General features: G+C 52.6%; 32 protein-coding genes, 1 tRNA gene and 1 pseudogene. 18 read left to right on the top strand and 16 right to left on the bottom strand.

What is annotated here, in order from left to right:
* Window positions 1–116 precede the first annotated feature (116 nt).
* The 8 genes from WFM46_RS08035 to rluE all read right to left on the bottom strand — a co-directional run bounded on the left by WFM46_RS08035 (window position 117) and on the right by rluE (window position 7923).
* Window positions 117–1238: a ribosomal protein uL16 3-hydroxylase gene (locus WFM46_RS08035; protein ID WP_336997408.1), complete on the bottom strand. Its 1122-nt coding sequence runs from the start codon at window positions 1236–1238 to the stop codon at window positions 117–119.
* An 89-nt stretch (window positions 1239–1327) separates the two neighbouring features.
* Entirely contained in the window at window positions 1328–2791 is a 1464-nt protein-coding gene (gene phoQ, locus WFM46_RS08030) for a two-component system sensor histidine kinase PhoQ (RefSeq protein ID WP_336997407.1), read from the bottom strand.
* A complete protein-coding gene (phoP, locus tag WFM46_RS08025) occupies window positions 2792–3463 on the bottom strand; it encodes a two-component system response regulator PhoP (RefSeq protein WP_039028964.1) in 672 nt (223 codons plus the stop codon).
* Window positions 3464–3587: 124 nt separating this feature from the next.
* Entirely contained in the window at window positions 3588–4958 is a 1371-nt protein-coding gene (purB, locus tag WFM46_RS08020; RefSeq protein WP_103179175.1) for an adenylosuccinate lyase, read from the bottom strand.
* A gap of 19 nt (window positions 4959–4977) precedes the next feature.
* Window positions 4978–5607 (bottom strand): high frequency lysogenization protein HflD, encoded by a 630-nt coding sequence (gene hflD, locus WFM46_RS08015; RefSeq protein ID WP_103179176.1) that lies wholly within the window; start codon window positions 5605–5607, stop codon window positions 4978–4980.
* A 27-nt stretch (window positions 5608–5634) separates the two neighbouring features.
* Entirely contained in the window at window positions 5635–6744 is a 1110-nt protein-coding gene (mnmA, locus tag WFM46_RS08010) for a tRNA 2-thiouridine(34) synthase MnmA (RefSeq protein ID WP_139156335.1), read from the bottom strand.
* A gap of 41 nt (window positions 6745–6785) precedes the next feature.
* A complete protein-coding gene (locus tag WFM46_RS08005; protein ID WP_103179178.1) occupies window positions 6786–7259 on the bottom strand; it encodes an NUDIX domain-containing protein in 474 nt (157 codons plus the stop codon).
* Window positions 7252–7923 (bottom strand): 23S rRNA pseudouridine(2457) synthase RluE, encoded by a 672-nt coding sequence (gene rluE / locus WFM46_RS08000; protein ID WP_336997406.1) that lies wholly within the window; start codon window positions 7921–7923, stop codon window positions 7252–7254. The genes WFM46_RS08005 and rluE overlap by 8 nt, the downstream gene beginning before the upstream one ends.
* A gap of 117 nt (window positions 7924–8040) precedes the next feature.
* Here rluE and icd point away from each other — a divergent pair, with 117 nt between their 5' ends.
* Window positions 8041–9291 (top strand): NADP-dependent isocitrate dehydrogenase, encoded by a 1251-nt coding sequence (gene icd / locus WFM46_RS07995; RefSeq protein WP_114315319.1) that lies wholly within the window; start codon window positions 8041–8043, stop codon window positions 9289–9291.
* 116 nt (window positions 9292–9407) lie between these two features.
* Here icd and WFM46_RS07990 read toward each other — a convergent pair whose 3' ends face one another.
* The 8 genes from WFM46_RS07990 to WFM46_RS07955 all read right to left on the bottom strand — a co-directional run bounded on the left by WFM46_RS07990 (window position 9408) and on the right by WFM46_RS07955 (window position 15378).
* Window positions 9408–10538: a phage integrase Arm DNA-binding domain-containing protein gene (locus WFM46_RS07990; protein ID WP_336997405.1), complete on the bottom strand. Its 1131-nt coding sequence runs from the start codon at window positions 10536–10538 to the stop codon at window positions 9408–9410.
* Complete coding sequence (locus WFM46_RS07985; RefSeq protein ID WP_336997404.1) at window positions 10519–10764, bottom strand: excisionase; 246 nt, start codon at window positions 10762–10764, stop codon at window positions 10519–10521. The genes WFM46_RS07990 and WFM46_RS07985 overlap by 20 nt, the downstream gene beginning before the upstream one ends.
* A gap of 52 nt (window positions 10765–10816) precedes the next feature.
* Window positions 10817–13414 (bottom strand): exonuclease, encoded by a 2598-nt coding sequence (locus WFM46_RS07980; RefSeq protein ID WP_336997403.1) that lies wholly within the window; start codon window positions 13412–13414, stop codon window positions 10817–10819.
* A gap of 137 nt (window positions 13415–13551) precedes the next feature.
* Window positions 13552–13893, bottom strand: a complete 342-nt coding sequence (locus tag WFM46_RS07975; protein WP_032617597.1) for an Rrf2 family transcriptional regulator — start codon at window positions 13891–13893, stop codon at window positions 13552–13554.
* A gap of 3 nt (window positions 13894–13896) precedes the next feature.
* On the bottom strand, window positions 13897–14232 hold the full coding sequence (locus tag WFM46_RS07970; protein WP_032617598.1) for a hypothetical protein: 336 nt from the start codon (window positions 14230–14232) through the stop codon (window positions 13897–13899).
* A gap of 165 nt (window positions 14233–14397) precedes the next feature.
* Window positions 14398–14580 (bottom strand): DUF1482 family protein, encoded by a 183-nt coding sequence (locus tag WFM46_RS07965; protein ID WP_269776031.1) that lies wholly within the window; start codon window positions 14578–14580, stop codon window positions 14398–14400.
* A complete protein-coding gene (locus WFM46_RS07960; RefSeq protein WP_255584864.1) occupies window positions 14577–14699 on the bottom strand; it encodes a hypothetical protein in 123 nt (40 codons plus the stop codon). Before WFM46_RS07960 ends, WFM46_RS07965 begins: the two co-directional genes overlap by 4 nt.
* Window positions 14700–14955: 256 nt before the next feature.
* Window positions 14956–15378, bottom strand: coding sequence for a helix-turn-helix domain-containing protein (locus tag WFM46_RS07955; protein WP_336997402.1), 423 nt, complete (start codon window positions 15376–15378; stop codon window positions 14956–14958).
* Between the two features lie 118 nt (window positions 15379–15496).
* On the opposite strand from WFM46_RS07955, the gene WFM46_RS07950 reads away from it, so the two are divergent.
* The 17 genes and pseudogenes from WFM46_RS07950 to WFM46_RS07870 all read left to right on the top strand — a co-directional run bounded on the left by WFM46_RS07950 (window position 15497) and on the right by WFM46_RS07870 (window position 25160).
* On the top strand, window positions 15497–15724 hold the full coding sequence (locus WFM46_RS07950) for a helix-turn-helix domain-containing protein (protein ID WP_261642800.1): 228 nt from the start codon (window positions 15497–15499) through the stop codon (window positions 15722–15724).
* Window positions 15725–15726: 2 nt separating this feature from the next.
* Window positions 15727–16326 carry a toxin YdaT family protein gene (locus WFM46_RS07945; protein WP_336997401.1) on the top strand — a complete coding sequence of 200 codons (600 nt, stop codon included), beginning with the start codon at window positions 15727–15729 and terminating at the stop codon, window positions 16324–16326.
* A 54-nt stretch (window positions 16327–16380) separates the two neighbouring features.
* Window positions 16381–16647: pseudogene (locus WFM46_RS07940) on the top strand (YdaU family protein); the annotation flags it as partial.
* Entirely contained in the window at window positions 16645–17406 is a 762-nt protein-coding gene (locus WFM46_RS07935; RefSeq protein WP_336997416.1) for a DnaT-like ssDNA-binding domain-containing protein, read from the top strand. The pseudogene WFM46_RS07940 and the gene WFM46_RS07935, both read left to right, overlap by 3 nt.
* Window positions 17407–17408: 2 nt before the next feature.
* Window positions 17409–18149, top strand: a complete 741-nt coding sequence (locus WFM46_RS07930) for an ATP-binding protein (RefSeq protein WP_333093727.1) — start codon at window positions 17409–17411, stop codon at window positions 18147–18149.
* 18 nt (window positions 18150–18167) lie between these two features.
* On the top strand, window positions 18168–18587 hold the full coding sequence (locus WFM46_RS07925; protein ID WP_336997400.1) for a PerC family transcriptional regulator: 420 nt from the start codon (window positions 18168–18170) through the stop codon (window positions 18585–18587).
* Window positions 18588–18671: 84 nt separating this feature from the next.
* Complete coding sequence (locus tag WFM46_RS07920) at window positions 18672–18860, top strand: hypothetical protein (RefSeq protein ID WP_336997399.1); 189 nt, start codon at window positions 18672–18674, stop codon at window positions 18858–18860.
* A gap of 57 nt (window positions 18861–18917) precedes the next feature.
* On the top strand, window positions 18918–20684 hold the full coding sequence (locus WFM46_RS07915) for an AIPR family protein (RefSeq protein WP_336997398.1): 1767 nt from the start codon (window positions 18918–18920) through the stop codon (window positions 20682–20684).
* 486 nt (window positions 20685–21170) lie between these two features.
* Window positions 21171–21404, top strand: a complete 234-nt coding sequence (locus WFM46_RS07910; RefSeq protein ID WP_159339121.1) for a DinI-like family protein — start codon at window positions 21171–21173, stop codon at window positions 21402–21404.
* A gap of 36 nt (window positions 21405–21440) precedes the next feature.
* Window positions 21441–21686: a hypothetical protein gene (locus WFM46_RS07905; RefSeq protein ID WP_336997397.1), complete on the top strand. Its 246-nt coding sequence runs from the start codon at window positions 21441–21443 to the stop codon at window positions 21684–21686.
* Between the two features lie 130 nt (window positions 21687–21816).
* The gene (locus WFM46_RS07900) at window positions 21817–22023 is read left to right on the top strand and encodes a hypothetical protein (protein WP_313390083.1); all 207 of its coding nucleotides are present in this window, start codon (window positions 21817–21819) and stop codon (window positions 22021–22023) included.
* Complete coding sequence (locus tag WFM46_RS07895) at window positions 22020–22391, top strand: RusA family crossover junction endodeoxyribonuclease (protein WP_313390084.1); 372 nt, start codon at window positions 22020–22022, stop codon at window positions 22389–22391. The genes WFM46_RS07900 and WFM46_RS07895 overlap by 4 nt, the downstream gene beginning before the upstream one ends.
* Window positions 22376–23413, top strand: coding sequence for a DUF968 domain-containing protein (locus tag WFM46_RS07890; RefSeq protein WP_336997396.1), 1038 nt, complete (start codon window positions 22376–22378; stop codon window positions 23411–23413). Before WFM46_RS07895 ends, WFM46_RS07890 begins: the two co-directional genes overlap by 16 nt.
* Window positions 23414–23426: 13 nt before the next feature.
* Entirely contained in the window at window positions 23427–24041 is a 615-nt protein-coding gene (locus tag WFM46_RS07885; protein WP_336997395.1) for a hypothetical protein, read from the top strand.
* 283 nt (window positions 24042–24324) lie between these two features.
* Window positions 24325–24401, top strand: a tRNA-Arg gene (locus WFM46_RS07880).
* An 89-nt stretch (window positions 24402–24490) separates the two neighbouring features.
* Window positions 24491–24676: a hypothetical protein gene (locus WFM46_RS07875; protein WP_032617612.1), complete on the top strand. Its 186-nt coding sequence runs from the start codon at window positions 24491–24493 to the stop codon at window positions 24674–24676.
* A 160-nt stretch (window positions 24677–24836) separates the two neighbouring features.
* The gene (locus WFM46_RS07870) at window positions 24837–25160 is read left to right on the top strand and encodes a four-helix bundle copper-binding protein (protein ID WP_072010776.1); all 324 of its coding nucleotides are present in this window, start codon (window positions 24837–24839) and stop codon (window positions 25158–25160) included.
* The last annotated feature ends 403 nt before the right edge of the window (window positions 25161–25563 follow it).

Raw genomic sequence — 25563 nt, 5'->3', positions numbered from 1 at the left:
TACCCGGCCTACGGTTGCGATTTTGTAGGCCCGGTAAGCGAAGCGCCACCGGGCATTGTCACAGACAACGTTGTAGGCCGGGCAAACGCAGTGCCGCCCGGCAACCCACAAACGTCTCAGTCCTCGAAGAACCAGTACCCGCTGTTCACCAGGGCGGCCATCATCGCGAGGAACGACGGATCGTCCAGCGCATCGCCGAAATGCTCGGCAGTTAGCACCATATGGCTGGCAAGGGCCTCCAGTGCCGGACGGTGCGGGGAATCCAGCTGCTCGCCATTGACATACACCGCTTCGCCAATGCGTAACACCCGCAATCCACCCAGACGCGCCAGCTTGTCGCCCTGCTGAAGGGCATCGTAGATTTCATCCGGCTGATACGGCGGCTCCGGCAGGGAGACGTCCAGCTCGTGACGGGACTGGCTGATAAACTCCCCGAACCACTGGTTGAAATGTTCCGGCTGGTTGATCATCTCCAGCATCATTCCGCGCAGCTGATCCAGCTCCTGCGGCAGAATATCGGCCGGATGTTCGCGGGAAGGGACCGCCGGATCGCTGAAACGGTGGCTGCCCAGTTCGCGCTGCAGAACGTAATCGGCAAACCCGCTGATCATCTCGCGACCGCTTGGGGCGCGGAAACCAACCGAATAGTTCATTGAGTTCTCAAGGGAGTAACCCTCATGCGGGAAACCCGGTGGAATATAGAGAATATCGCCCGGCTCCAGCTCTTCGTCGATGATGCCGACAAACGGATCGACCTGCAGCAGGTCGGGGTGCGGGCAGTGCTGTTTCATCGGCACCTTTTCACCCACGCGCCAGCGGCGGCGGCCGGTACCCTGGATAATAAACACATCGTACTGATCCAGATGCGGGCCAACGCCGCCCCCGGGCACGGAGAAGGAGATCATCAGATCGTCCATCCGCCAGTCGGGCAGGGCGCGGAATGGCAGCATCAGGGCTGCGGCGGGCTGGTGCCAGTGGTTAACCGCCTGCACCAGTAACGACCAGTTGCTCTCACCCAGGTGGTCGTAGCTTTCAAACGGGCCGTGGCTCACCTGCCATTTACCGTCCTGATGGCTGACGAGACGACTGTCGACTTCGCTCTCCATGGCCAGGCCAGCCAGCTCATCGGGAGAGATCGGATCGACGAAATTGGTGATGCCGCGTTTCAGGACAACCGGACGTTTTTGCCAGTAACGTTCGATAAAGTCGGGCCAGTTAAGGGCTAATTGATAATCCATATTTATATTCCGCAGGCTTTTAATGACTCGGATTATAACGGAAGCTCGGCAGCCTGCGTGTGAGAATCACGCTTTTTTCACCCTGGCGTTTAACTATCGTCGCTTGTCAGATGCTGGCGACCAAAAATTACCTCCATTCGGGCACCGCCCAGCAGGCTGTCGCTGGTTTCGATTCTGCCGCCATACTGCTCCACAATGTCCCGGGCGACCGAAAGACCGACCCCCTGACCCGGGCGCAATGTGTCGGCGCGCTGGCCGCGATCGAAGACCTGGTCACGTTTGCCCTGAGGGATCCCGGGGCCATCATCCTCAACGATAATATGCAGCTGGTCCTCTCCCTGACGGGCAGAGACTTCAACGAACTCCAGGCAATATTTACAGGCGTTATCCAGCAAGTTGCCCATCACTTCCATAAAGTCATTTTTTTCGCCGACGAAACTGATTTCCGGGGAGATATCGAGAGTAATGTTCACCCCCTTGCGCTGGTAAACTTTGTTCAGCGCCGAGGTCAGACTGTCGAGCAGCGGGGCGACGGGGTGCAATTCCCTGCTCAGCAGGGTGCTGCCGGTGCGCATGCTGGCGCGGTGCAGGTAGTAACCAATCTGCTGCGAGATACGGCTGATCTGCTCCAGCATCACGGGTTCTGCCTCCTCGGCGCTCAGCTTCGCGCTGCGCAGGGATCGCATCGTGCTCTGCATGACCGCCAGCGGGGTTTTCAGGCTGTGGGTCAGATCGGTGAGGGTGGTGCGGTACTTATCGTAACGTTCGCGCTCGCTTTTCAGCAGCCGGTTAAGATTGCGCACCAGACTGGTGAGTTCCCGGGGGGTGTTCGGGTCGAGTTTTTCACGGTGATGTTCTTCCAGCTCGCGCACCTCTTTCGCCAGCGACTCGATAGGGCGCAGGCTCCACCAGGCGGCCAGCCAGAGCAGGGGGATCACCAGCAGCAGGTTGGCAGCGAGCACGTAGACGAACCAGTTCCACACCATATAGGAGCGTTTAAGCTCAACCGGAATGGTGTCGATGACCACAATGGTCAACTGGGGCATCTGGAGTGTCGCGGGGTAAATATTTACTGCCACCGAGTGGGTCAGCTCGCTGTCGTCGTCATCCTCGCGGATCTCGGCCAGCTCCCGCTGCATGTTCCGATCGTTACCGACCAGCACGCTGGTGGCATCAACATTGGCTTCCAGCTCATGAAAGCCGTTGGCTCTTAACCACTCCGGGCGGATGCTTTTAATCAGCCACGGCACGTCGCGCTGGGCCCACAGCAGCTTGCCTTTTTCATCATAAATCAGCGACATGGTTGGGCTCTGGCGATCCAGATGCTCCGGCATATCGATGCTGATTTTATTGTCTTCCCATCTGGCGAGGGTATAGAAGAGATTGCTTTCGCCGCGCAGCAGGCGGAAGGTGGTTTTGTCGAAACTGACGCTGTAGCCCACCAGCGCCACCATGCCGTAGGCCAGGGAGAGCACCAGCACCACTACTGCTGTCGCCAGCAGGAATCGAAACCGCAGCGACAGCGGCAGAAAGTGACGAAACAGTTTTTTCATTTAACGTAATTCGAAAAGATAGCCCTGCCCGCGCACGGTGGTGATGACATCCTCCGGGTACTGCGCCTGAATTTTCTTACGCAGACGGCCCATCAGAACATCGATGGTATGGCTTTCGCGCAGCTCCGCATCAGGGTAGAGCTGGAGCATCAGGGAATCTTTGCTCACCACCTTGCCGCTGTTACGGATCAGCGTCTCCATAATGGTGTACTCAAAGGCCGTCAGCTTAATCACCTCGTCATTTATCGCCAGTTCGCGACGGGAGAGATCGACCTGGAACGGCGGAATGGAGATCACCTGCGAGGCCAGACCGCTGTTGCGGCGCATCAACGCCTGCATGCGGGCGGCAACCTCTTCAATATGGAAAGGTTTGGTGACGTAGTCATCGGCACCGGCGCTGAGCACTTCGACCTTATCCTGCCAGCCTTCGCGGGCGGTTAAAACCAGCACCGGCAAAGAGACATCGTGGCTGCGCCAGCGGCGGATCAGCGACAGACCATCTTCATCAGGCAGACCCAGGTCAACGATGGCGATATCGGGCAGATGTTCATTGAGATAGTAATCGGCTTCTTTGGCATCTTCAGCATCATCCACCTGATGCCCCATTTCCTGAAGCTGAACTTTCAGGTGATGACGTAGCAACGCATTATCCTCAACAACCAGTACGCGCATCATCGCTTCTCCCTAATATGAATGGTCAGAGTAGTTTAACGCTGATTATGTTGCGGAGGGGATAAACATTTCGTAAACCGGGGGAAAGGAACCCTCTTTCCGGGCGGAAAGAGGGTAAAAAGCGTTATTTCAGCTCATCAACCATCGCGATAGCGCGACCGATGTAGTTTGCCGGGGTCATCGCTTTCAGACGGGTTTTCTCCTCTTCTGGCAGGGCCAGACCGTCGATAAACTGCTTCATGCCTTCGGCATCGACGCGCTTGCCGCGGGTCAGCTCTTTCAGTTTTTCGTACGGCTTCTCGATACCATAGCGACGCATTACGGTCTGGATTGGCTCCGCCAGTACTTCCCAGTTGTGATCCAGTTCGTCGAGCAGACGCTCGCGGTTCACTTCCAGCTTGCTCACGCCCTTCAGGGTGGATTGATAGGCAATCAGCGCGTAGCCAATGCCCACACCCAGGTTACGCAGCACGGTGGAGTCGGTCAGGTCGCGCTGCCAGCGGGAAACCGGCAGTTTGCTGGCCATGTGCTGCAGCAGCGCGTTTGCCAGACCCAGGTTGCCTTCGGAGTTTTCGAAGTCGATTGGGTTGACCTTGTGCGGCATGGTGGATGAACCGATTTCGCCGGCGATGGTCTTCTGCTTGAAGTGGTTCAGGGCGATGTAACCCCAGATGTCGCGGTCGAAGTCGATCAGAATGGTGTTGAAGCGCGCGATGCAGTCAAACAGCTCGGCAATGTAGTCGTGCGGCTCAATCTGGGTGGTGTACGGGTTCCACTGGATCCCCAGAGAGGTGACGAATTCTTCGCTGAACTGATGCCAGTCCACTTCCGGATAGGCGGCGATGTGGGCGTTATAGTTACCCACGGCGCCGTTGATTTTACCGAGGATCTCCACCTGCTCAAGCTGGCGGTACTGACGCTCCATACGGTAGGCGACGTTCGCCATCTCTTTGCCGATGGTGGACGGGGTTGCAGGCTGGCCGTGGGTACGGGAGAGCAGCGGGATATCGCGATACTCCACCGCCAGGGCTTTCACCGCGTCGATGATTTTGCGCCAGTAAGGAAGTACGACTTCTTCACGCGCGGTAGAGAGCATCAGCGCGTGGGAGAGGTTATTGATATCTTCTGAGGTGCAGGCGAAGTGAATAAATTCTGACACCGCGTGCAGGGCCGGAACGCTTGCCACTTTCTCTTTCAGGAAATACTCAACCGCTTTCACGTCGTGGTTGGTGGTGCGCTCAATGGTCTTAATGCGTGCGGCATCTTCTTCATTGAACTCTGCGACGATTTTATCGAGGTAATCGTTTGCCTGGCTGTCAAAAGCAGGAACTTCCTTGATTGCTGCCTGCGCGGCCAGCTTTTGCAGCCAGCGTACTTCAACCTGTACACGGAATTTCAGCAGACCATATTCGCTGAAGATCCCGCGCAGCGCGCTGACTTTATCGCCGTAGCGTCCATCGACAGGGGAAACGGCGGTCAGTGAGGATAATTCCATAATTCGCAACTCCGGGAGGTTAACAATGAGCAAGAATTTGTTTTGCCTGAGTGGTCAGGCGATTACGAGAAAACATTAGCTGCAGGCGGCCACCGCCGACCTGTTGCCACAGTACCGCGGCACGAATACCGGCGAGCAGGGAGGCGCGTACTTTGGCCTGCACCTGCGGGCTTTGCAATACGGCAGGGGAGCCGGTCACCTGGATACGCGGCCCCAGTGGGCTGATGACATCCACATAGATGCCCGCCATGGCGCTGAGTAAGGTATCGGACTGCAACTCGAAATGGTCCAGCTGGCGCTGCAGGCCGGTAATGCGCTCGCCGAGAGTATCCATCGCCCCTTTGGCGGCATTCAGCTTGCGCTCCAGCACCATCATGCTGAGGGTATAACGCGTCAGTTCGGCGTTAAGCCCCTGACGGTTGCTGGCATTTAACACGCCGAGCAAGGTTTCCAGACCGAGACGAAGATTCGCTTCGCTACCACCAAACACGCCGAGGGTGGAGCTGGGGTTCAGATCCACGACGCTGTTGAGCGAAACGTGCAGCGCGTCAGCATCGCAGTGACCCTGATGCGCCAGCTGTTGCACCAGACGGGCAGACTGGCAAATTCCTGCCAGCGCCAGGGTGATGTCATAATAGTTCTTCGCCACACTTGCTCCTTTCTGTGTGTTATCGCATTAAACCGCGGTCAGCGGCAGGCGTTGTTCGATGATACCGCCGCCAAGGCAGATTTCACCGCTGTAGAAGACAGCAGACTGACCCGGGGTCACGGCGGCGACCGGCTCGTCGAAACGCACCTCAATACGTTCATCATCAAGCGCAGTCACGGTGCAGGGGATATCGGTCTGACGATAGCGGGTTTTCACCGTGCAGCGCAGCGTGCCTTTCAGCGGCTCGCGGTCGACCCAGTGCAGCTGTTGGGCAATCAGCCCGACGGACATCAGACGCGGATGGTCATGACCCTGGGCCACAATCAGAATATTGTTTTCAACATCTTTATCGACGACGTACCACGGATCTTCGCTACCCTCTTTGATACCGCCGATACCGAGACCCTTACGCTGGCCCAGGGTGTGATACATCAGACCCTGGTGCTCGCCGATGGTATCGCCATCCACGGTCACGATCTTACCCGGCTGGGCAGGGAGATAGCGGCCCAGGAACTCACGGAATTTGCGCTCACCAATAAAGCAGATCCCGGTTGAGTCTTTTTTCTTCGCGGTAATCAGATCCAGCTCTTCGGCGATTTTACGCACTTCTGGTTTTTCCAGCTCGCCCACCGGGAACAGGCTTTGGGCAATCTGTTCGTGGCCGAGGGTATAGAGGAAGTAGCTCTGATCTTTGTTACCGTCGAGCCCGCGCAGCAGCTGGCTTTTGCCGTCGACATCCGCGCGGCGCACGTAGTGGCCGGTGGCGATGTAGTCAGCACCCAGATCTTCAGCGGCGAACTCGAGGAAGGCTTTAAATTTGATCTCTTTGTTGCACAGAATATCCGGGTTTGGCGTGCGGCCGGCTTTGTATTCAGCCAGGAAATGCTCGAACACGTTATCCCAGTATTCTGCGGCAAAATTGACGGTGTGCAGTTCAATGCCGAGCTTGTCGCATACCGCCTGGGCATCAGCCAGATCCGCGGCGGCGGTGCAGTATTCCTCGCCATCGTCTTCTTCCCAGTTCTTCATGAACAGGCCTTCAACCTTATAGCCCTGTTGCAGCAACAGCCAGGCAGAGACGGAAGAATCGACGCCGCCGGACATGCCGACGATCACTTTTTTTTGGCTTTCAGACATTGGAATACTCACGACATTGAACTTCAAGGCGGCGTATTCTATCACGCGCCCCCGGCATTGACACCCTCTGTAAACGGCCAGTTAAATTCGCCGATGGTCTCCAGCGGCAGACGCTGGCCGGTCAGGTAGCTGCGAATGCTCTCCGCAACCAGCGGGGAGCGCAGATGTGTTGCGTTAAGGATGGTGTCGGCATCCACCCACAGGCAACGATCGATATCGCTGTCGTGTGGCTCAGTGGCGCACGTTTCGTTAAGCTCAATGGCGAACAAAAAACGGATAAACGGCGTTTTGTCCGGCGCGATCCATTGATGGAGGCGGATGAAATGCTGCGGCCTGGCATGAATGCCGGTCTCTTCCCACAGCTCACGCTGCGCCGCCTGGACCAGCGTCTCGTCGGCTTCCAGGTGGCCCGCAGGCTGATTCCAGAGCGCTTTGCCGTTGATGGTCTCTTCCACCACTAAAAATTTGCCCTGAGCGTGGACAATGGTGGCTACCGTGACATGCGGTTTAAACATGATGTTCTCCCTGGTCGGTAACGTCCCGCCACTCACCGTTGGCGAGGTTATCCAGCGTGTAACTGCCCATGGCGTAGCGGATCAGGCGCAGCGTCGGATGGCCGACATGCGCCGTCATGCGCCGTACCTGGCGGTTACGGCCTTCATAAAGGGTGACTTTGATCCACGACACGGGAATCGATTTGCGCTCGCGGATCGGCGGATTGCGCGGCCAGAGCCACTCTGGCTCATTCACCAGCTCAATGCCTGCGGGCAGAGTAGGGCCGTCGTTCAGCGTAACGCCGTTACGCAACGCCGTTAACGCCGCGTCGTCCGGGACGCCTTCAACCTGCACATAGTAGATTTTGCCGGTGCGTTTGCCGGGCTGGGTGAGCCTGGCCTGGAGCTCGCCGTCGTTGGTGAGCACCATCAGCCCTTCGCTGTCGCGATCGAGTCGGCCTGCGGCATAGACCCCCTGAACTGGGATGTAATCCTTCAACGTGCTGCGTCCGGCTTCGTCGGTAAACTGCGGCAGGACATCGTAAGGTTTATTGAACAAAACGACGCGTGTTGGCGCGCGTTGCTTGCGCGGTCTGGACGCTTGTCGGGTGCTGAATCGTTCAACCCGGTGATTTCTAAAAGAAGTTTTCTGCATGGTATTTTCAGACGTTATCAATTGCCGCATTATAGCCTAATAACGAATGCCTTTCATGGCGCCAGACATTCAGGTACTATCGGTGGGCTCATTACAAATTATTAACATAAGATCAGTAACAACCAGAAGCGCTCGAAGGAGAGGTTAATGGAAAGCAAAGTAGTTGTTCCGGCGGAAGGTAAAAAGATCACCCTGCAAGACGGTAAGCTGAACGTTCCAAACAATCCGATTATCCCGTTCATCGAAGGTGACGGTATCGGTGTTGATGTAACCCCAGCGATGCTGAAAGTGGTGGATGCCGCTGTTGAGAAAGCCTATAAAGGCGAGCGTAAAATTTCCTGGATGGAAATTTACACCGGTGAAAAATCTACCCATGTTTACGGCCAGGACGTCTGGCTGCCAGCTGAAACGCTGGACCTGATTCGTGACTACCGCGTTGCCATCAAAGGCCCGCTGACTACCCCAGTTGGTGGCGGTATTCGCTCCCTGAACGTTGCTCTGCGTCAGGAACTCGACCTGTACGTCTGCCTGCGCCCGGTACGTTACTACCAGGGTACCCCAAGCCCGGTTAAACACCCAGAACTGACCGACATGGTTATCTTCCGTGAGAACTCCGAAGATATCTATGCGGGCATCGAGTGGAAAGCGGACTCCGCAGAAGCCGAAAAAGTAATCAAGTTCCTGCGCGAAGAGATGGGCGTGAAGAAAATTCGCTTCCCTGAACATTGCGGTATCGGCATCAAGCCGTGCTCCGAAGAAGGCACCAAGCGCCTGGTTCGTGCAGCGATTGAGTACGCAATCACCAACGACCGTGACTCTGTGACCATCGTTCACAAAGGCAACATCATGAAGTTCACCGAAGGTTCGTTCAAAGACTGGGGTTACCAGCTGGCGGCGGAAGAGTTCGGTGGCGAGCTGATCGACGGCGGCCCGTGGCAGAAGATCAAGAACCCGAACACCGGCAAAGAGATCATCATTAAAGATGTCATCGCCGATGCGTTCCTGCAGCAGATCCTGCTGCGTCCGGCTGAATACGACGTTATCGCCTGTATGAACCTGAACGGTGACTACATCTCCGACGCCCTGGCGGCGCAGGTTGGCGGCATCGGTATCGCACCAGGCGCGAACATCGGTGACGAGTGCGCCCTGTTCGAAGCGACCCACGGTACCGCACCGAAGTATGCTGGCCAGGATAAAGTGAACCCAGGTTCTATCATCCTCTCCGCAGAAATGATGCTCCGTCATATGGAATGGTTCGAAGCCGCAGACCTGATCGTTAAAGGTATGGAAGGCGCGATCAACAACAAGACCGTGACCTATGACTTCGAACGTCTGATGGAAGGCGCTAAGTTGCTGAAATGCTCAGAGTTTGGTGACGCGATCATCGAAAACATGTAATCCGGGTTCCGGGTTGTATGCGAACGGGAGCCTTATGGTTCCCGTTTTTATTATTAGTATTCGAACGGTTATCAAAATTTTATCAAAACAAGTTATCAAAACCCCATCCCAAAAACCTATATCGCAATCGTCGTCCAGTCCTTCCCACGGTCATCATGATAGCCGTCGGTCTGCTGCTGGGACCTATGCCCCAAGAGTTCTTTCGTGTTCACCCCCTGCACTTTATATAATCTTTCCGCTAAGGATCGCTGCTCGTGAAAAGTAGAAGGGGTCTTGCCTTCTTGTAACGGGATCTCAGCTTTATCGCGTGCCTTACTGAAATTCGTTGTCAACGTATTGGATTTGACCTGGGCACCACGCTCTTCTTGAGAAGTAGCTCTGAAAAAATGAACCAGATAAGGGCTGACAGCATAATCTCGGCAGCGTGAAATTATGTCGCGCAGGCTCCAGTTTATAGCGTTCAGGCGAAGCGAAAGTGGGATGGCAATTTTGCTTCCTGTTTTTTCCTGAAGCACATGCAGGTGATCATCCCAGACATCGCTAAATTTCATATTCGAAATATCCCCGAGGCGCTGGCCCGTTACTAGAGCCAGAAGCATCGCATTTCCCATATATTGATGATTGCTGTCTGCAATCTCGAATATCTTCTGCCATTCCTCCAGGCTCAGACGCTGGCGGGTAATTTTTCGTCGGGGCTTTTTAGTTGCTGATGCTGGATCATAACCCGGAGGAACTTCACCCGCATGCTGAGCTTCTTTGAAAATATCAACCAGCACAGTTCTTACGACCTGGGCCATTCTCGGCTGGCCGGCCGTGACGTATTCATCAAGCAACTGAGCAATATCGCGAACATCCACCGATGGCAACAGCTTCATACCGACCCGCTCTCGCAACAACGAAACCGGTTTGGTTTTCTGTTTGAATGTGTTCAGCTTGATGTCGCCCGCCGCCAGACGTTCTTCCTGAATCTTCCAGTATCGGTCCAGCCATGTGGATACAGTGATCGCTTTACCCTTGCTGGTGGCGATCCTGTCGCTAATTGCAAGAATTTGCCTGGTTCGTTGGTCCGCCAGGCGCGCGTTTGCCTCTGTAGCAATCGCAATGGCCTCCACTTCGTCAGTGCCCAGCGCATGGAACTTGCCGGTGATTGGATGTTTATAGCGCCAGTAAATCTTGTTTACTTTCCTGCTGTAGAGGGGGTAAAGATTCGGTACAGAAACATTGTTTTTACGTGGTCTGGCAGCCATCGTTCAAAATCCTTTGCAGCAATATGGAGTCGTTCTTCTTAACTATCGGCGAGGCCAGTTCTCCTACCAACTCAGCATCTTCACGAACGCGCCATAAGCGGCCCTGCTTCATTGCTGGTGGAGAGAACTGGTTCTGTTTCGCATAACGTCGAAGTGTCGACACGCTTGGAGGGTTGCTTCTGTATTTTTCAGCGGCCCACTCTTCGAGAGTTAACATCTGGATCATATGCTTTACCTCATAATGGCCCAGCAACGGGCCATTGGCTGAAATATTCTAATCAGATTGCTGTCAGGCGCTGCCAGATAGCGGAAACGTATTTAACCTGGTGGCGGGCGTCGGCCAGGGCATTATGCTGATCCCCTTCAAAAGGGATGCCGTAGCGCGAGTTCAGCCCAACAGCTTTGCCCAGTTCGACGACGGTACGCACGTCCCGGTAGTTCCAGTGCGGGATCGGGAATGGCGTGTCGGCCAGTTCGAATGCCGCCTCCAGAAGTGAACAATCAAACGAACTACCATTCCCCCAGAGCTGAACAGTCCTCGAGCCGTTAGCCGCGTTTTCAGCAATGAAGTCGAGGAACAGCTCCAGTGCCTCCAGCAGACCGACCGTATCATCCACCACGATTGCAGATCTGGCTTCCGGTGATTGCTTCAGCCACCAGAGGATGGTGCTGGCGTCCGGCCTGGCTCCGAAGGACATCGACGATTCGAGGTTAATCACCTGGTAAAATTCAGCGCCGGTTTTCCCGCTGGATGGGGCAAAGAATAGGGCCCCGATTGAAACGATCGGAGCACCCGGCTTTTTGCCCATCGTCTCGAGATCCACCATCAGGTGCGTGAACATAGTTTCCGAATTTGCGGAATCAGGTTCGAGCGCTTCCAGCTCCTCTTTCAGACCCGATTCCATTGCTGCATAGGTTGCGTCTCCAGCCACGGCGCCACAGTCTGGGCAGCCACTACAGCCGGCGCAGACAGTCTCAGCTACGGCATCTGTTTGCGCATCAATTGCATCAGCGCTTTCGCCTGTTTGAACCGCGTTATCAGCTTCTCCTTCCGCCGGGTCAGTCTCTTCCATCTGCACATCGCTGGTGGTCTCCTCATTAACCGGTGAACGGTCATCATTTCCTGTTTGTTTTTCGTTCATCAGGCCATCGATGGCGAATACGCCTCCGCCGAGGTTCGCGACCTGCGGCTGACTGTTGGTCTCATCCGCACGACGGCGTGCTCCCTCTTCACGTACGCGTTTCAGGTTTTCCTCGTGAGTGCAGAGGGGGGCTCGAGAAGATTTTTCATCTGCAGGATTGGTGGTTATTTCATTCGTAACCAGAGCGGCGGAGGCTGCAGGGATCGGCAGCAGTTCGGTTGCAGCGTTAAACTCAGCCGTCATTGTCTGGTTCACGAACTCAAGGTGAGCCGCAGGCGTCAGATGGATGTTCTCCGGCGCGATGCGCACCAGGTTGAAGATGGCTGCGCGGTTCACTGCCAGAACGCCGGGCTGGTTGCGCAGGATTTTGCTCCAAGATTTCCATGGCTCTTCCTTTTTCGCGATGATTTCTTTGGCGCGGCGTGCGATGCTCACCGGAATTTCACGATAGTTGAAGTCCATCGGCATCAGGGCGCTGGCGATCTCCAGATCGAGGGTTTCCAGAGTGTGATGCGCGCCTTCACCGCGATCAGTTACATATCCACCGTCGGCATTGGTGCCAGCGTCGGTGCGCTGCACGAGGTTAATGCGGTTACCGGCAGCCCATTCACGCGTCAGGATCCCGCGGTCAATATATGGAGTGGCTACCCAGGCCTTTGTGAACTGCAAAAGCAGGCCCAGCTCATGGCGCTTATCCATGCTGAACACTTTGCGAATGGCGGTTGTGTAGCGCCAAAGGTCTTTGGTGTCGAACGCCTTAACTTCCGGGAAGTTTTCAGCGGCGAGTAGCAGATCCTGGACATAACCATTGTCGGTATCCATTTCCAGTGCGTAGAGCTCTGCATTCTCGCTGCGGGTGATGTGGTGGCGCAGTTCGTCCACCGTCAGCTGGGCCAGCAGTTGTTTGCGGAATGGCATTTTGCAAACAGGGTAGTGGGCTCCTCCGGTATCGTGTTCGCTGATCTGCAGGCCATGTTCATACAGGGGTTTAGGGGCCTCATCCATGGCTGGAAGCTTGCCGCTCTTCCAGTCCTCAACCAGCTGATTGCGATTATCGGCGTTAATCCAGCCCGACATGAAGGCGGCCAGCATCGCGGGTTCGTGTTCTTTGTCCTGGGCGAAAACGTCTTTGATGGCCTGCACCAGTTTCCACTCAGTATGCAGGCTGAGATCGCCAATATCAGCAACATCATTTTTGGCCTGCAGAATGTTCTGGAAGTAAGTATTCCCCTCATCGGTCGCCAGTTCGTTGGCAACGATTTGCTGCTTCTGGCTGATCTCCGAAAGGTATTTGTCACCCAACAGATGGACGGCAAAGCGGACAGCCGGGGTGCGATTTTCAAGCAGGGAGGTGTTGCCGGCATCTGCGGTGTCAGTGGAGGTTACCGGCGCGGCAGGCAGATCTGCATCGCTGGTGACCACCGGGGTGGGGGTGGTTTCACCCTGAGGCGCGGCGTCGGGGATCACCTTCCAGGTGCGCTGGTCGTCGGCCAGGGTGTAGCGCTTACAGAACTCAAAGCAAACGACCCCTTCTTCGGGCAGATCATCCACAACCGGCATGTCTGTACGGATCGGCTTGAGGTAGTCTTTCCCGCGGCCAGTTTCAATGCCTGCATCTTCGAGTGCAACATCCAGTGCAAGATTGGCGCGGGCTTCTGTTTTAAATGTCCCCCAGTAGACGGCGTCAGGTTTGCCTGATTTCTGGGTCGCCTTAATATGATTAAAAAATTCCATCTTGGAGCCTCGTTTGGGTGTAAGATACCCAACAGCTGATGAGCGCTGCTTAGGTAGTGGTCATTGGTCAAAACTCGATTCCGGAAAGCTTTGGTCGGCTGACCGGGTACTTAACCCGCCTTGCGCGGGTTTTGTGCTTATTGGGCGCCGGGCTTATTCGCCAGCTGAGAGATAAGCACTCCATCAAGTGCATCAAGCACCGGGTCGAACGTGGTATTCGACGGGATCTTGCTGACTGCGCGGATGACTGCTGAAACTGAGATATCACCTTCACGAAGGCTATATCCGCCGCCCGGTCCTCTGTGCGAAGTGACCAGCTTGCCGCTGCGCAGCCGCTTAAAAATTTGCTCCAGGTAGGAAACCGAGAGCTTCGATTCTTTACTCAGTGTGGCGAGGGGCACTGGCTTGCCGCAGTAGATTCTTTCCAGAACCGCAACAGCCTGGACAGATGCCATCACTCGTTTCATTCCAAATTCCATGGCCTATCCCTTCACCGGATCCCGGCCGTAGCCAGGGTTATCTTCAATGGCATCCTGCAGCACCTGGATTGCTTCGCCGTATGGAAGGGTCAGTGCCAGCTTAATCGCCGTTCCGAACGTCTCCGCTACCAGTTCAAACTTCTGAGCCAAGCGGTTCGCTTCCTCGGTCTGCTCCTCAACAGCCTCCATTTCAAACTGATGCTCCTGCCAGACTTCATCCATAACGTCTTCTTCAACTTCACCGCGCAGCGCTTCTTTAACTTCAAGAACAGGCAGAATGCCGATTAACTCCTCTGCCGGTGCGCTGCTGAATCGCAATGCCAGTTCATTCGCTGACATAAATCCTCCGGAAAAAAGGCCCGCCACGGGCGACGGGCAAAGAGAACTTTTCCAATTTAACCAGAACAGGTCATCGACTCCTGTCTGGTTGAGATGGCGGGATTACCATCACGATGCCATATGCACCTGGCATCAGGCTGGCAACAGCCATTGGTCGAAACTCGATTAAAAATGTAACGCTGGCTGTTGGTCGTCAGCCGATTTGTACGGGTAACACTGTCCTTTCACGTGCTGCTCTGCGGCAGCTGCTTCACAAACCGCCTCGGTGTTATAAACGCCGAGCATGGTGTCTGAGCATTCCCCGGTGAGGGCGCAGACGGTAACGATTAAGGCGAAGAACGAGGTCATGCGTTGAGCTCTGGATTGCCTTTCTGCGCCATGAAGTAGCAGAACTTGCGGATAAGGACTTCAACGATGTTGAGGCGAATAGCCTGCTGTTTAACTGGGATACGTGCGTAGTCGATCATGGTTATCTCCTTATTGCCATTTGCGTCTGGCCGACGGAACGGTAAAGCCTGCTGCGCATTATTGGGGTCATCTCATCCGGTGTTTCATATGCCGCCGGCAGCTACTACGTGGGCGTCCTGCCTGGATGACTTGTTGGGATGGGAGAATTATTATCGAAGTAATCGATAATAGTCAAATTAAATTGATAGGCGGAAGCGTAAAAAAACCGTAGGTCAGAATCAACCTACTCAAACGAAACAGAGGGGCGGTGAAGCACTACTTAGTCGGAGGGATCAGATTTCTTTTTTGTAAGTAGGAGGTTGCGAAATCATCGAGTTCCTTAAGGCGGAACTCTATCATCCTGATTATTTTTTCTTTTTCATCGTCGGTAGGGAGCTCTTCAAAAACTTCGAGGAGTTTAGATTGCAGCTCAGACGCTGGTTTAACAGAAGGCTTTGGCGCCCATGGGTCATGATCCTCTTTCAGCTCGTTATCTTCCATAAAGAACCATGAAAGCGGATACCCCGTTGCCGCTGGGAGGCGGTTCAAAATTTCAGACCGAGGCAATATGTCGGAGTTGCACCAACCATTTACAGATTGAGCTTTAACGCCAAGCCTGCGCGCCAGCTCAGATTGGGACATCCCGAGATCATTAATCGCTTTTAGCAATCTCTTTCCGAAGTTCATCTCTTTATCCATTCAGACACTTAAGACCAATTATACAGATTTTTTCTGTAGTCTCTCTTATCGAAATAATTTGACGTTATCGATTAAATTTGATTTATTAGCCTTCATCGATACCAACAGAGATGAACCAATGAAGACATCAATTCAAAAAAAGCTCTTAAACGTCTGCAGCCAGGCTGAGCTTGGGCGTCGAATGAAGAGAAGAGCCCAGACTGTGAACGGCTGGTTTAAAAATAAAATCCCTGGAGAACTGGTTCTCAAAGTAAGTGAAGTTGTGGATTTCAAAGTTACTCCACATGAGTTGCGTCCCGACCTGTACCCAAATCCCACTGATGGTTTACCTCAAAAGGATTCCTAATCATGCACGCAGCAACTTATCAACATATTAACCAGCAGAAGGCCGCTTCGCTGAAATCGAAAAATCATTATGAACCCCGCCGCAGAGACAACTTACGGCGCCAGGCGATCCTGACAGCCGTTCGTGAATGGGAGCTGACTCTGCCCGGCCAGGCGCAGGACGTTGTTACACAGCTGGTGGCCGAGCAATGGGCAAAAGACGGTGGGCGGGGGATCACCGTGAATAAACAAAACCTTTACCGCTACCTGAAAAACGAAACCAATTCCGGCAAATACACCGCCTATGTCATGCAACTCGCGAACTCAATCATCATGGCAATGCCGCTTGAAATCGCCAAGAAGCATGGCTGGAGACTCGATGAAAAAACTGAAGAAGAGAAAGCAGCTTATGAGATGGAGCTGGTGGAACGCGAGAAAGAATTAGTGGCCAGAGCCATGAAAGAAAGTAGTGAGCACCACCAGGCGAAGTTGCTGGGCCTACCGAGCAAAAAGCAGGCGAAGGAAGGTTTTGAAAACCTTCTTGCCAACGCAGCTCTGATGCCAGGAGAACTGGCCGGTGTTGTGATCGCCCACCTTCAGGAGTTGGCTCCACTTTTTACGTAATCGAGTTTTGACCAATGACCATACGACCCGGCAAGCCGGGCAACAGGAGTAAACATGGCAGCGCTGCCCTACATGCAACTTTACATTGCTGATTACCTGGCGGACACCATGCATCTGTCTACAGAAGAGCACGGGGCTTACCTGCTGCTGATGTTCAATTACTGGCAGACAGGAAGGCCAATTCCTAAAAACCGACTGGCGAAGATTGCTCGCGTATCTGATTCGCGCTGGGCTGAGCTTCAGCCCGTTCTTACAGAGTTCTTTGAAGATGATGGCGAAAGCTGGATCCACCTGCGTATCGAACGTGATATCGAAGCAGTGCTCACCTCGCCCCGCGGGAAAAAGTTACCGGGTGGAGACACCCTGAAGGGCTTCAATGGATATGTCTATTTCATCAAAAATCCCGCCACAGGGCTGATAAAAATTGGCTACTCCAAAAACCCTTGGGCTCGCCTTTCTGAACTTCGTAGGAACTACGGTAGTGATTTGTCCGTAGTAGCTACGATAAAGACCGTAGAAAAGTCGGAGAGCTCAATTCACGCCGCTTTTGAACAGTATCGGGTTGAGGGCGAGTGGTTTACTGAAAGCGAGTGCATTAAAGCGGTCATTTTGGCTGTTGTAGCAGGAGAAATAACGACTGTAGATGCTACGCGTAGTTACGTAGATGACTACTGTAGCGCTCCTACGGCTACTACAAATACAGATAAAGATACAGATACAGATCTAAAAGAAAACCCAGAGAGAGAGGAGAGCGCGCAAGACCAATTTTCCTCACCATTTGGAAAATTCCCGATCACCGGCAACTGGATCCCCGGCGCTGATTTCGTAGGCCAGGCTGCGCTTTGGGGCATCAACCTTGGTGAGCATCCGGGCTATACCGCTGTAGAGCTGCAGCAGTTCCGCGATTACTGGCAGTGCGAGGGAAAAGTAAAACACCAAATTCAGTGGGAGCAGACCTTTGCGTCCAGTCTGAGGACGTCTCGTGCCAAAGCATCGGTGCAAGCAAAAGGCCAGCGCCGCCAGCCAGCCCTGACAGTATCGACACCTGACAATGCAATACCACCGGGATTCAGGGGGTAACGATGAAAACGACGAGCGACATTCTGGGGCGCCTACAGCGACTTATCCCCGAAGGCATTCAGCCAAAGTTTACCAGCGCCACGGAGTTGATGGCCTGGCAGCAGGAAGAGGGGCGTAAGAGAGCCGCGGAGCTGGAAAAGGAAAATCAGCGTGCACGTTCAGAGAAGATTTTTGGCCGTTCCGGTATTTGCGATCTGCACCGCAACTGTACTTTTGCGAATTACCAGGTCAGCAACGAGGGGCAGAAGAATGCGCTGACGCTGGCAAAGAGTTACGCCCAGAACTTCGGCAGCGGTTTTGCCAGCTTTGTGTTTAGTGGCGGCTGCGGTACCGGGAAAAACCATCTTGCGGCAGCTGTGGGCAACTTCCTGTTGCAGCGTAATCACACTGTTCTGGTGGTGACCGTTCCTGATCTTATGCTGCGTGCACGCAAGTGTTACGACGAGGGGCAGTCCGAATCTGCATTACTGGACGACCTTTGCAAAGTGGATCTGCTGGTGCTGGATGAAGTTGGGGTGCAGCGCGATACACGCAACGAGTGGGTGCTGCTGAATCAAATTATCGATCGCCGCCTGGCGGCAATGAAACCTGTGGGGGTACTGACGAACCTGAACTTTGAGGAGTTATCGAGAACGCTGGGTGAGCGCGCAATGGATCGCCTGACCATGGATAACGGCATCTGGGTGAATTTCACCTGGGGAAGTTACCGCAAAAACGTGAGCCATTTACGGCTTGTTAAATAACTAAACGAGTTTTGACCAATGACCAAACCATTAACCCAGAAAGAGCAGGTGGCAGTTTTTGTGCGCTACCAACCGAACTGCGCCGTCGGCGACGTTTCCGAAGCGCTGGATATGTCAGGTGCAACAGCAGGCAAGCTGCTGCGCGAGTTGAGTGACGATGGGGTGATAACCCGATCCCGCAACAGCGTTCAGTACACCTATACGGCGGTGCCGCGTGCCGATATTCCGGATGTGATCCTTCCGTGCATGGAGGAAAAAAGCGACCCGGTGAAGATGCAGGCGGCTGAGCAGAAAGCGAAGGCGCTGGAAGAAAAGGGGCTATGGCGTCGCGCCGCAGCGGTGTATTCGGACATGTTCGGGATCGCCTGCAGTGCTGTCGAAGTTGCCCGGATCGCCAAACGTCGTAAAGAGTGCCTGCGCATGTCGGGGAGGTCTTAACCGACGACAAGCAACAATCTCTGGACGATCATCTGTGCCATCCAGGGCCGGTGAGATTACCCTGCGTCAGGTCCGCCGAGTACTGTGCAGCGACAACAAAAAGGCCTGTCGCTGCTCGAGCACCTCATCGCGGTAGGTGCCGTAGCGAATATCGGCCAGAAAAATGCATTTAGCCCCTTCCTGCAAACTGGCTTGGTGGTACCACCAAAAGCGAAAGGGAATGCTTCAAACCTCAACTATTCAAAAATAAGGGGGTTACTATGGTATTTTTGAAGCAGAACGTGCAATCTTTTTCCACTATCTATGAGACGAGTTCGAAAGGAAAAAGAAATGGCATTCGTTGTAGACATTCGCGTTGAGGATAATGCTGTTGCGGCTCCAGCAACAGCTCAAGTTATCGCCCAGCGATTAGGAAGTGGATTAAGAGAAAGATTTGAGGCTCATATCCACAAGCGTGAGTGTGAACCGGGTCAACAAGATTACAACACTAAAATGGCAAGTCGAGCCTTAGCTGCGTTTACTATGTATCAACTCGGCGGGGTTGATGAGAAACATGCAGGCGAATCGGTATGTGATAGTAGTGTAGATGGCGGTATTGACGGTATTGTAATAAACCATAGCGAAAAAATAGTTGTAGTAGTCCAATCTAAATTTAATCAAACTGGAAATGGTACTTGGACTAAAGCTGATTTTATTTGCTTTAAAGACGCTTGTGAAAAACTACAAAACGAGAGGTATTACTTATTTGATCCAATACTTCAAGCTAAAAACTCAGATATAAGCACTGCTCTTAATTCCTTCGATTATAAATTTGTTTTTACCATGACTCACACTGGTAAAAAAGGTGCGTCAGAAGAAGTTCTGCGAGATATGCAAGAATGGCAAAACCAACTAAATGCGGCTTCCTTCACTCCTGAAGAACTACCCAAAGAGGAATGGGCTTTTCAGGTTCATCTAATTTCATCAGAAGATCTTGTTCATTGGTTACAGACTGGTTCAAGGGGACAAATTGATTTGACTGGCGTTGAAGTTGAGCGCTATGGATACTTGAATGAACCTTACAAAGCTTTTTATGGAACTTTATCTGGTGATCAGGTAGGTAATTGGTGGAAACAGTATGGAACTCGTCTATTCACAAAAAACATACGAAACATGCTTGGTAAAACTGATGTTAATGAGGAGATAAAGAAATCCGTATGTGATAATCCAGAGATGTTTTGGTTTTATAATAACGGAATAACCATTTTAGTTAATGAGGTGACTCCTCATAGAAGAAATGCGGCCTCAGGAACAGAAAGAGGATTTTTTGACTTTAAAGATGTAAGTATTATTAATGGTGCGCAAACTGTAAGCAGCATCGGAACAGTCATGGATATTCTTGGAGATAAAATTTACCAAGTTAAAGTGCCCGCACGCTTTATAGAAGTTCGAGAAGACTTAGATAATCTCATATCAAACTCAATAACCAGGGCAAATAACTTTCAAAATAGAGTGCTTGGCAGAGACTTTGCTTCACAGCAACCTGACCAGCATCGATTAGCAAGGGAGTTGATCTTAGAAGGTTATCAATACCAACTACTAAGAACAGACGAGGATTACTCCCAAACTAATGCAAAGGTTATTGATTTGGACGAGGCTTTAAATGCTCTTGCTTGTTTAAGCAAAAATAATACTATCGTAGCCATATTGAAATCCAATAGAGGTAGGTTTTTTGAGAATTTTGATGGGACACTTTACAAAACATTATTCAATCCAAGATTGAGCGGAACAAAGTTGATCAATGCGGTCAATCACTTTAGAGTAATTGAAAGAGCTATAAGTGAGACATTATCCGCAACAGATAAGTCTACCCATAGTAGACGCCATCTAATAATTACTCACGGTAATAGATATTATGCCTCCATGTTATTGAATACCGTGCCAAATTTAAATAACAGTACAGAGCAATTAAATCCAGACGTTGTTAAGTTAACTACTGATCTGGCTATTTTGATAGATACTACAGAGAACTATATTGAGGAAAATTACCCTAATGCCTATCCTGCTAGGTTTTTTGCGAACCCAGCGAAAATACAGGAGTTATACTCTAGCAAGTAGTTATCTTGGGTTGGAAATGTTTTCCTTTCCGAAGGGTGATTGAAGCAATAATAAGTTAGATTATTTGTAAATTAGAAAATAACGCCCTCACTTTCTGAGGGCGAAATTATTTAACATTGACTACAGTTTGTTCAAATGCATTTGATCTACATCCTTCGAGTTAAATACTAATTCTGGAATCAATAGACTTGGCGTTTACGGTACTGCCAATATCCAGCTTTAGTGAGCTTGGAGGTAATTTGTCTGATTCATCTTTATACAGGCCTTTATCGTAAGGTGAGGTAAGTTAAGAAATTTGGGTTGTACCACCACTTCTCTTCGTCGCTGAGGTGAGATTTAAATAAATTTGTCTTTCTGCGCACCGCAGTAAGAGGAGAGAACACTGTGATTTTTTTAAACAGACAGGCATTTTTGCGCCTTAAGCATTGATCAAAACGGCCTACAGGTATACTGTATATTCATACAGTAAATGCAGCGGAGGCTATTATGAGAGTTGAGTTAAGCATTGATAGAACTAAAGAACTTCCTAAGGGCGCTGTCCCGGCTCTGGAAAAAGAACTGTTAACACGACTGCAGGATCAGGTAGGTGATTGCACCCTGGTTATACGACGAGCAGGCTCAGACGGGTTAAGTGTTCTGGGCGGTGAAAAGGACGCGAAGAAGAAGGTAGAAGAGATCCTCCAGCAGACCTGGGAAAGCGCTGACGACTGGTTTTATTAATTCAGCATGTAATTAGTTTCCTGGGTGGAGGGTGCGGTGAAAGAAACAGAAAAATTTCCAAAAAAGGGTTATGCAGTCATCAGATGTCACGATGGGGTTATCGTTGCACGGCTGCACTCATTTCCTGAATTTGATCGCGCGCTGATGTACAGGCGAGGTGATGTGTTGTCGTTTACGCCGCTTCTGGATGATGAGATTGTAGGGTCGCCAACTCTCTTTACGCAGATGCTGGAGCGGGCAGGTTACCGCGTTTCGCTTAATTCTGTTAAACTCCCGTCATAGGCCTGAACAACCTATACCTGCTGCGCCACTGGAGAGATACCATGGCGCAAAAACCTACCAAACAAAAACTTGATCTGGTTCCTTTCGGAATCAGCGGTTTCTTTTTGCCTGCTCACTCAGGGGTGACAGCATGAAGAAAACCAGCTTTATTCACACTCAGCTCACCACGAAAGAAGTGGACGAACTCGAGGCCCGCTACCGTGCTAATGACGTGCGGACTGTGCGCAGCCTTGATTTCGATCTCATCCACTGGACACTCACCGCGTACCTGCCCGAGGCAAATAGAACCCCGCGTCAGGATAATACCTTCCAGCAAAAGCTCTGGAGGGAAGCGTGAAAACCTACAACATCACGCCGATGGGCAAGCCCAGAATGACCCGCGCCGATAAGTGGAAGAAACGCCCGGAGGTTCTCCGGTACCGCGCGTTCTGTGATCACGTTCGTCTGATGGGCGTCGAGCTACCGGAAGCAGGCGCACACATTACATTTATCCTCCCGATGCCCCCGAGTTGGAGCAAGAAGAAGCGGCAGGAGATGGCGGGGAAACCCCACCAGCAGAAGCCCGACAAAGATAACCTGGAGAAAGCCCTAATGGACGCCATCTATGCCGATGACGCCCATATTTGGGATTCTCGCGTGACGAAGCGCTGGGGTGAGGAAGGGCAGATCATCATCGGGGAGATCGACCAATGCGCGCATTGCTGAAACCGGTTATCGCCCGGGAGTTGGGCGTTGTGCTGTTGAAGCCCGGCAGCGAGCTGATGCCTATGTTCATTTCAGGGCGCGTGCTGGTGGAAAGCCAGCCAGACAACATGACCAGCTTTGAGACCGGACGTGTGCCTGATTTGCGTCAGCCGCTGGCGGTTAACCCGGCTCTGCGCTCTTTCTTCCTTCACGAAAAGGTGATCACTGCCGCTGGTGGGCTGAATGGCCTGGAATACTGGTTGCTGCGCCATGGTGGCGGCATATTTCAGTACCAGCACAGCGACTACCACTATCACGAACTGACCACCATGCGGCATGAGCCCGGTGCGATTCTTCTTTGCGGCCACTGCGACAACCGGCTGCGCGAGCAATTCACCGAACGCCTGGCGGATCTGGCGCGCCAGAACGTCATCGACTGGGTGCTGGACATAGCCCGGGTGGCGCTGGCGCTCGATAAAGCTCGTGAACTATCCCTGGCTGAATTGTGCTGGTGGGCTGTTCGTGTCGGCGTCACCGATGCGCTGCCTGAATCTGTTGCCCGTGAGGCATTGCGCCTGCCAGCCGCGAAAGAAACTTATCGAGAGAGCGAGATCGTACCCGCGGTGCCTGCCACCAGCATCATCGCCGCGAAGTCCCTCGTTTTATCTGCAGGGCCTGCAGGCGCACCACCAGCGCCAGCCATTAAGCCAATCGTGGGCGTACTTGTGGATCCCGAATCCCCGCAGACCCTGATGAAGCGGCCAAAGCGGACCCGCTGGGACAAACCCAAATATCTGGCATGGGTTAAGACGCAGCCCTGCGAGTGCTGCGGCAGGCAGTCAGATGATCCACACCATCTAATCGGCTGGGGCCAGGGAGGCATGGGAACGAAGGCGCACGACAGTCTCGTGATCCCCCTGTGCCGTCAGCACCATACCGAACTACATAACGATCCGGTGAAATTCGAGCGTAAGCACGGTACTCAACCGGAAATGATAATCAGAGTGCTGGACCGGGCCTTTGCGCTCGGCGTTCTGGCTTAAGGAGCAGTACAGGATGACACCACGTCAACGCCGCATTCATATCGAAGGTCTGGGTAAAGCAGCATCTGCACCGCGTAAAAGCTGGCTCGGCAAGTTCACGCCATTAACGGGCGTTCAGTCAGCGTGGATCAAATCCTTGCTGACGGTCTGGGGCGAATGCGCCGGCGGTAAAACCCGCGCGCAATACCGCCTGGAGAATTGCAGCCAGTTTTGGTCTGAGGTCAAGCAATCGGAGTGGTCGGACAGTCAGCTGTCGCGCATAACTGAGGCTCTGGGCCAGGCGAGGGAAGAGGGGTTCCGTGGCGTGCAGGCGGCGTTGCGTGCCCGGGCCATTCTGTGGCCGGTGACTCTGTCAGCGTTAATCGAAGAGAGCGAGCGCCGCGATGATGCTGACTTTATCGAACAGATCATGCTGAACACCTTCGACCAGCGCGATCCGGTTTATGTGGTCGGCCTGCAGTTTTACACCACCCGTAAGAAGATATCCGACATCACTAGGGAGTTGCAGCACGTGGCCCCCTGGCTTACTGACGGAGAAGCGCGTAAGCGGGTGCGCTGGTGCCTTGAAATCTTCCAGGCGAAGGTATTTCTGGCTGTTCGCCGACAGATAGAAGCCGAGCAAAAGTGAGATGTATGTTAAATATTTTTAAGAAGGAGTTGAAAACGGGCCAGAAAAATGAATAATCCATTCATGCTTGGCAGAGCTGCGCCACGATGGCAGCGACGAAAAGCCTTTATCAAACAAATTCTGAAACCTCGCTTTGGCGGGGTTTTTTATTGCCTGCATTCCCCATCCCGTCGCTTGGGAGAGTGCTATAATGATCTTGAAACATAATTAGAGTGACGCGGGCAAACGCCCAATGTGTATACAACGGCATTTACGACCAGCATTCACTGCTGGTCTTTTTTTTCCGCCATTAGCTCAACCGGAGAGAGCACGGAGCTTCTACCTCTGTGGTTCGGGGTTCGAATCCTCGATGGCGGACCATTGCATCGCTTCATTCTTAATTAAGTATTTCTCACACCAGCCCGTAACCACAATGGCTAGACTCTCCTCACAGTGAGGGAGGGAATGGCATGATAGAGGGATTTTACTGGATACAGCACAATGGCAGAGTTCAGGTTGCCTACTATACCCATGGAGAAACGGAAGATCTTGAAACGGGTAAGACCGTAATCGGTATTTGGCACCTGACGCAGGGTGATCCCATTTGTGATGACGGCGAAGCAGAAGTTCTGGAAGGTCCTCTTACACCATCATGATCTCGTCGGTCGTTCCGGGTTTGATGAAGGTGGTCGTTATTCGAATGCGTTCCCTGTAATTACAATTTAGGCGAATTTGGAATAACGCTCCTATTAACTGGCATCATCGCACTCCTGTAACCAGACTTAGTTTTCTGCTTACGACTGAAAGGAGCGAACTATGCCAGTTAACCATGCTGAATGCATCGAAGCCTGCTACAAATGCGCGGCTGCCTGTGATTATTGTGCTGCTTCATGTCTGAAAGAAGAACAAGTGGATATGATGCGTGAGTGCATAAGACTCGATATGCAGTGCGCGAATATTTGTCGGCTCGCAGCGCAATTTATGACCTTTGATAGTGAATTTGCCAGATCGCTATGCCGGGTCTGCGCAGAAGTCTGTCAGAAATGCGGTGAAGAATGTGGGAAGCACGAAGCAGAACATTGTCAGAAATGCTCTGAAGCCTGCCTTCGTTGTGCAGAAGCGTGCCGCTCGATGGCTTAATGGAGCTTTCTCCCAGTTTTCTGTTTGAGCATCGACACTTAGAATTCTGACAAATTTTTGCTATGGTTATGAGTCAGGTGAATCCCCCTATGCGGCGGGGCAATCCAGTTAACTGCTAAGTGCAGATATGCTTGCGGCTCGTATAACTGGTAACGAGTCACCGGGAGGCACCCGGCACCTGTCTTATTCTCCATTTCTGAGTTAAATATCGCCTGCTAGTAAAGCAGGCTTTTTTATATGCGCTTCGTTAGTAGTGCTATTATTTAATCGTGAACCAAGCCATAACCATTAACCGGACATCCTGACCGGCCAGTATCGCTGCTCGACACAGCTACTATTTGGATGATGGCGACGTATCACGCCTACCTACTTAAATTTCCAACTCATTTAGGCCTGCGTAAAA

The sequence above is a fragment of the Leclercia sp. M50 genome (assembly GCF_037150775.1).
In the GTDB taxonomy this organism is placed as follows: Bacteria; Pseudomonadota; Gammaproteobacteria; order Enterobacterales; family Enterobacteriaceae; genus Enterobacter.
This window is presented reverse-complemented; position numbering and strand designations above follow the sequence as displayed.